This is a genomic window from Synechococcus sp. H55.10 (assembly GCF_047502715.1).
In the GTDB taxonomy this organism is placed as follows: domain Bacteria; phylum Cyanobacteriota; class Cyanobacteriia; order Thermostichales; family Thermostichaceae; genus Thermostichus.
On the sequence record NZ_JANSJJ010000080.1, the window covers coordinates 138,731 to 144,970 of the forward strand.

A 6,240-nucleotide genomic window follows, 5' to 3' on the forward strand; every position below is an offset into this window, starting at 1 on the left:
GCAAGCAAGAACCGGAGCAAAGCGCAACAAGCTCTGCAGTTCCCCTGCCCAAAAGCTGGGAGCCTCAATGGCTGCAGGATGCTACCGAATTTTACCAGATTTGTTCTCTTCGTTAAGACTGCAGATCCTGCGCCGAAACAGAAGGGATCCGTTGGAGCCGGCTCCCCCCACCCTCTCAAGCCTGAGTGAGGGCAGCCAAAAGAGAGTGGACCTGTTGGACGTGGGCGTGGGCCGCGGAGTTTCTCGCCTGGTGTTGGCCCAGCTCCGCCTCCAACTGCGCCAACTCTCCTGCCAACTCCGCCCAGCGATCTCGCTCGGGGTAGAGGGTGGCCTGCAGGTGGTTGAGGCGGCCCCAGGTTTCGGCCATCGCCTGGGTGCGCGCCCGCAGGGATCTCTCCTCCTGCTCCAGTTGTTGCCACTGCTGCTGCAATTCCTGCTCTTGGCGGGCCAGTTGCTCCTGTTGAGAGGCCAGGGAGGATTCCAGTTGGTGAACGAGGGTTTGCAGACGGTTTTTTTCCTGAAGAAGATCCTGCTTCTGGCTGCCGATCTGCTCCAGGATCGGCCCGATATCCACTTGAACCGGGGCGGCAGCCTGATTCTGAAGCTGCCTGAGACGGGCTTCCTGGCGGGCCAGCTCTTCGTATTCCCGCTGCAGGTTTTTCTCCTGGGGCGCCAGGGCCTCTTCCAGGGCGCTGCAGGCAGACTGGGCGTAGTCAATATCCATTTCAATATCGAACCGCTCCTCGGGAGAGGCGGTGGCCAGCCGCTCTTGCAGCTCCCGCAGGGTCTGCCGGTTTTGCTCCAGCTCCGCCCGCTGCTGGCTAACCTGGGCTGCCCGCTGCTCATAATCGCGACGCAGTTGGCTCACCAAGGCCGCCAGCTCCTCCACCGAGATCGCCGACCCTGAGGCACCTGGCCCGCCATTGCTGCTGCCATCGACGATGAAGTCGTACTCCTGCACCAGACGATAGGCTTTTTGGAACAAGCTCTCTTGGGATTGCAACTGCTGGAGGATCATCTGCAGGTGCTCTTGATAGGCTCGCAGGGATCCCTGCCGCGCTTGCCATTCCGCTTGACCTTGTTCTAGGGATTGTCGGGATCCCCACCAAGCCGTGCGGCGTTCTTGCCAAGCGCGGTGGTCCCGATCCAGCTCCTCTTGCCGGGCTTGGGCCTGCTGACGTTCTGCCTCCAATTGGACAATCTCTTGATTCAAGTGCTCCTGCTGCTGCTGAACCTGGCTTTTTAGGCTGTGCAGAAGCGCCAAGGGATCCCCGGCCGGATGCAGGCTTTCCTGAAGCTGCCGCATCAAAGCCTGGAGCTGGGCTGCTTCTGCTTCCCCCAAACGGCTGGAGCGGGCCTCTTGCAACTGAGCTTGCAACTCTTGCCGCTGCCGGTTCAGGGCTTCTCGCTGTTCCCCGATCAGGCGCTGTTGTTCGGCCAGGTAGGCTTGCTGGGTCGCCAGTTCCTCTTTGAGGCTGTCCAGGAGCTTGCGCTCTTCCTCCACGCCCTTGTACTGCTCGTACAGCCGCCGCACCTCCTCTTCTTGGGCTGCCAATTCCATCTCGCGGCGAGTCAGCTCATGCGCCTGAAAAGTGAGAGACTGTTTCCAAACTTCGATCTCCTCTTCCTGGCTGCGGGCTTTGTCCTGCAAACGGCTGAAATTTTGCAGGTAGGTTACCAGTTGACGGGCGGCTTCGTTGATGCGGGCAACCTGACGGTTGCCGGAGATTTCCGCCAGTACCAAGGCCCCATCCTTGAAGCGACTGGCCTCTTGGGCAATGCGGCCTTCCAGGGTAATGGATTCTTCGTTTACGGCCACCCAGGTGTTGTCCTGCTGCTGCTTGGCCAGCAATTGCAGAGATGACTTAGCAAACCCAATCGGCTTGGATAGCTCTGCTAGGTACAGCACGCCTGAACTCCTTCAAAACAGCATGGACAGCAATCTTCCCAACTCTGCTCAGCCGAGCCTTTGCCCACGATCGGCAAAAAAGAGGGACGGAACGACTGCCGGAGCAAAACTCCCCAGAGCGCAAGAGGCTGCGTCAAGCTTCTCGACTACGTTTACTGTTGATTTTGATTCCACATCGCTCTGGGCAGCGCTTCAGCTCTACACTCAACCATAGGGTAAAAGAAACACCTTTGCCAGAGGCGGTTTGGGGATATTCGGGGTAGCTATTCAAACCGACCGCAGAGCACTAGAGTAGTCTAGGGTGAGGTGTAGAGTTCTGTTCAGGGGTGGTATGGAGCTAGAAGGTGAGCCGCTGGCCGTTCGTCGGCGTTCTCCTGCCCCGCCGGTCGTCGTCGCCTCTCAGGTGTACCAGACAACAGCGCCGGAAGCCAAACCGCGCCACATTTTAGAGGAGATCATCTGGCACAAAGAGCAGGAGGTGGAGCGCCAGCGGGAGCAGCTCCCCTTGAAGCAATTGCAGCAGCAACTGGATCAAGCGCCGCCGGTGCGGGATTTTGTGGCGGCCCTCACCCAATCTCCTCATCCGGTTTCTCTGATTGCCGAGGTAAAAAAAGCCTCCCCCAGCCGTGGGGTTCTCCGCGATCCCTTTGATCCGGTGGCCATTGCCCAAAGCTACGAGGCGGCGGGAGCCAGTTGCCTGTCGGTGCTCACGGATGAGCGGTTTTTTCAGGGCAGCGGCGAGTATCTGCGCCAGATCCGCCAGGCAGTCGGGATCCCCATCCTGTGCAAGGAGTTCATCCTCTACCCTTACCAAATCCTCTGGGCGCGTACTCTGGGGGCGGATGCGGTGCTGTTGATTGCTGCCATTCTCTCGGATGCGGATTTGGGCTATTTTCTCAAGCTGATCCAGCAATTGGGCATGGCAGCTCTGTTGGAGGTGCACACTTGCCAAGAGTTACAGCGGGTTTTGGGCTTGCCGCAACTGCACCAGGCCAAAGGTCAGGTGTTGATCGGCATCAACAATCGGGATCTCAGAACCTTTGCGGTGGACTTGAACACGACGCGGGATCTCTTGGCCGCCCACCGGGATCGCCTGGGCGATCTGCCGGTGGTCAGCGAATCCGGCATTCACTCTCCTGCCAATCTGCAGCAGTTGCGGAGCTGGGGGGTGCGCGCCGTGCTGGTGGGGGAAGCGCTGGTAACGCAGCCGGATCCCGGCCAAGCCGTCCGCTCCCTGTTGTCACCCCAGTAAACCCAGGATTGTCAATGGATCCCAAGAATGGCCTAGATCGATGAAACGTATTCCTGTGCCAGCTCACGTCCACTACGAATTTCTGCTGCGGGTTCTGGAGCGGCAAACGTTTCCGACTGTGGAGGAACAGGATTTTGGCAATCGAGCCCGCACGCAAGAGCTGATCAACTCTTTGCGCAAAGCCCTGACCCAACAGTTGCAACTGGAGGAGGAGTGGCGACAGCGGGGCTATCAGGTGGATTACCGCTGGAACATAGAGGAACCTCAGCCACCCTCTTGACCTTCCAGCCCACTGGAAGGTTTAGCATCAAGCAGGTGGCATTGGGTTGGCGAGGTTTCCCAAAATGCAGGTTGTTTTGACGGTGCCGAAGCTGGCCTGCGCGGCTTGTGTGGACACCATCACGCAGGCGGTGCGGCAGCGGGATCCCCAGGCCCACGTGGAAGCGGATCCCAAGACCAAGCAGGTGCGGATTACGTCTGAGCGAGCCGACAGCGACTGGCGGCAGGTGCTTGCCCAAGTGGGCTATCCGCCGGCCTAGCGATTTTTCCCCTGCCCGGCGGCGTCGGCAGGACAGAGTTCAGAGGTGGGGTTTTCCCCTTGTGGGGGGAAGAGAGCTTTTGCGTCGCTTTTTCTTTACTACCTAAATTTTTGCTCTGAGGACAGCCATGTCTGATTCTGGTTCCCATTCCGCTGCCCCCGGCCTGTCCGCTTCATCTGCTGGCGGCACTTGGCGCTTGGCCATCCAGGGTATGAGCTGTGCCTCCTGCGCTGCCGGCATTGAACAGGCCCTGAGTCGCGTGCGGGGCGTTACAGCCCAAACGGTCAACTTTGCCAGCGAGCAGGCCATCGTCCGCGGGGATCCCCGGCTGGTGAATCCCCAAGCATTGATCCGGGTGGTGGAGCAGGCGGGGTATCGGGCGCGCTTGGTCGAAGACGATTGGCAACAGTCGGATCCGGACGACACAGAACGGATCGCCCAACGGGCGGCAGAACGGGAATTGAAGCTGAAGGTGGCGATAGGAGTGGGCCTCAGCACGGTGCTGCTGATCGGATCCCTGCCGATGATGTTGGGGCAGGAGATCCCCGGCCTGCCCCCCTGGCTGCAGGATCCGTGGTTGCAGTTGCTGCTGACGGCGCCGGTGCAGTTTTGGGTGGGCCAGCACTTTTATCGTGGCGCCTGGGCGGCTTGGCAGCGGCGCTCGGCGGACATGAATACCTTGGTAGCTTTGGGAACGAGCGCTGCTTTTTTCTACTCCCTTTTGGCGACGACTTTCCCCGACTTCTTTCATCGCCAGGGCCTGCACCCGGATGTGTATTACGAAGTGGCGGCGGTGGTCGTCACCCTGGTGCTGGTGGGCAAGTGGATGGAGCAGCGGGCCAAAGGGCAAACCTCCGAAGCCATTCGCAAGCTGATGGGGTTGCAGCCGAAAACGGCAAGGGTCATCCGCGACGGGGTGGAGCAGGATATCCCGATTGCGGCGGTGCAGGTGGGGGATCGGATCCGGGTGCGCCCCGGTGAGAAGGTGCCGGTGGATGGGGTCATTCTAGAGGGATCCTCCAGCCTGGACGAGTCGATGGTAACTGGCGAGAGCCTGCCGGTGAGCAAGTCGGCAGGAGATGAGGTGATCGGGGCCACCCTCAACCAGACGGGCAGCTTTGTGATGGAAGCGCGGCGGGTGGGCAAAGATACGCTTCTGGCCCAGATCGTGCGCCTGGTGCAGGAGGCCCAGGGATCCAAGGCCCCCATTCAACAAGTGGCGGATCGGGTGACCTCCTGGTTTGTGCCGGCGGTGATCGGGGTAGCCATTCTAACTTTTGTCCTCTGGTGGGGGCTGGCGGGCAATCCGACGCTGGCCTTAGTGAACACCATTGGGGTGCTGATCATCGCCTGCCCTTGTGCGCTGGGGTTGGCCACCCCCACCTCGATCATGGTGGCGACGGGGCGGGGGGCGGAATTGGGGATCCTGGTAAAAAGCGCCGATAGCCTGGAATTGGCCCACCGCTTGCGCACGGTGGTCTTGGACAAAACCGGCACCCTCACCGAGGGCCGTCCCAGCGTCACCGATATCTGGACGCCAGGCTCTTCTCCCCTAGCCCTGTTGCGCCTGGCAGCAGCAGTGGAACAATACTCGGAACATCCGCTGGCCCAGGCGGTGGTGCAAAAAGCCAAAGCCGAAGGCATCTCAATCCCGTCGGCCCAGCACTTTCAGGCAAAAGTGGGCGAGGGGGCAGAAGCCTGGGTGGAGGGGCAGCAGGTGCGCATCGGTCGGCTGAGCTGGCTGCAGGCGATAGGGATCCCGTGGGATCCCTCTTGGTCGGAGCGGGTTCAGACCTGGGAAAGCCAGGGCAAAACGGTGATCGGCGTGGCGCAATCCCATCGTCTGGTGGGGCTGTTGGCCATTGCCGACCCGATCAAACCCACCTCCCCCGCCGCGGTGCGCCAGCTGCAGGAGATGGGCCTGGAGGTGATTCTGCTAACCGGGGATAACCCCACCACCGCCCAGGCCATTGCTCAGCAGGCAGGCATTCGCCGGGTGATCGCCCAAGTCCGTCCCGAGCAAAAGGCAGCCTACATTCGCCAGCTCAGACGGCCCCGACACCCGGTAGCGATGGTGGGAGATGGCATCAACGATGCGCCGGCACTGGCAGAAGCCGATGTGGGGATCGCCATCGGGACGGGCACCGATGTGGCCATAGCCGCCAGCGACATTACCCTGATAGCCGGCGATTTGCGGGGCGTGGTCACCGCCATTCAACTCAGCCGCGCCACCCTTGCCAACATCCGCCAAAATCTCTTCTTCGCCTTTATCTACAACACCCTCGGGATCCCGATTGCCGCCGGGGCGCTCTACCCCTTCACCGGCTGGTTGCTCAACCCCATGCTGGCGGGGGCGGCCATGGCCTTGAGCTCTGTTTCTGTAGTGGCTAATGCCCTGCGGCTGCGGCATTTTCGGCCCTCACCCCCAACCCCTCTCCCAGCCCTCACCCCCTGCCCCTCTCCCTGAGTCACCCATCCGCTCCGCGCCGCTAGAGCGACCACCCCCATCCCCTCTCCCTTAGGCACCCTCACCCCCAGCC

At 61.1% G+C, this 6,240-nt stretch carries 5 protein-coding genes; 4 read left to right on the plus strand and 1 reads right to left on the minus strand.

Features of this window, described 5'->3' with window-relative positions; translation table 11 throughout:
- Positions 1 to 175: 175 nt before the first annotated feature.
- A complete protein-coding gene (gene hmpF, locus NW858_RS06560) occupies positions 176 to 1,909 on the minus strand; it encodes a pilus motility taxis protein HmpF (RefSeq protein ID WP_414520149.1) in 1,734 nt (577 codons plus the stop codon).
- Positions 1,910 to 2,261: 352 nt separating this feature from the next.
- Between hmpF and trpC the strand changes: the two genes are divergently transcribed.
- The 4 genes from trpC (at position 2,262) to NW858_RS06580 (ending at position 6,167) form a co-directional block, all read left to right on the plus strand.
- Entirely contained in the window at positions 2,262 to 3,161 is a 900-nt protein-coding gene (gene trpC, locus NW858_RS06565; protein WP_414520153.1) for an indole-3-glycerol phosphate synthase TrpC, read from the plus strand.
- Positions 3,162 to 3,201: 40 nt separating this feature from the next.
- Entirely contained in the window at positions 3,202 to 3,441 is a 240-nt protein-coding gene (locus tag NW858_RS06570) for a DUF5340 domain-containing protein (protein WP_414335099.1), read from the plus strand.
- 64 nt (positions 3,442 to 3,505) lie between these two features.
- Positions 3,506 to 3,700, plus strand: coding sequence for a heavy-metal-associated domain-containing protein (locus NW858_RS06575; protein WP_414364881.1), 195 nt, complete (start codon positions 3,506 to 3,508; stop codon positions 3,698 to 3,700).
- A 127-nt stretch (positions 3,701 to 3,827) separates the two neighbouring features.
- Positions 3,828 to 6,167 carry a heavy metal translocating P-type ATPase gene (locus NW858_RS06580; protein ID WP_414520150.1) on the plus strand — a complete coding sequence of 780 codons (2,340 nt, stop codon included), beginning with the start codon at positions 3,828 to 3,830 and terminating at the stop codon, positions 6,165 to 6,167.
- Positions 6,168 to 6,240: the final 73 nt, after the last annotated feature.

Bases quoted from the DNA above. Each gene is read 5' to 3' on its own strand.
- NW858_RS06570 (WP_414335099.1), top strand. From the start codon at position 3,202: ATGAAACGTATTCCTGTGCCAGCTCACGTCCACTACGAATTTCTGCTG.
- NW858_RS06575 (WP_414364881.1), top strand. From the start codon at position 3,506: ATGCAGGTTGTTTTGACGGTGCCGAAGCTGGCCTGCGCGGCTTGTGTG.
- NW858_RS06580 (WP_414520150.1), top strand. From the start codon at position 3,828: ATGTCTGATTCTGGTTCCCATTCCGCTGCCCCCGGCCTGTCCGCTTCA.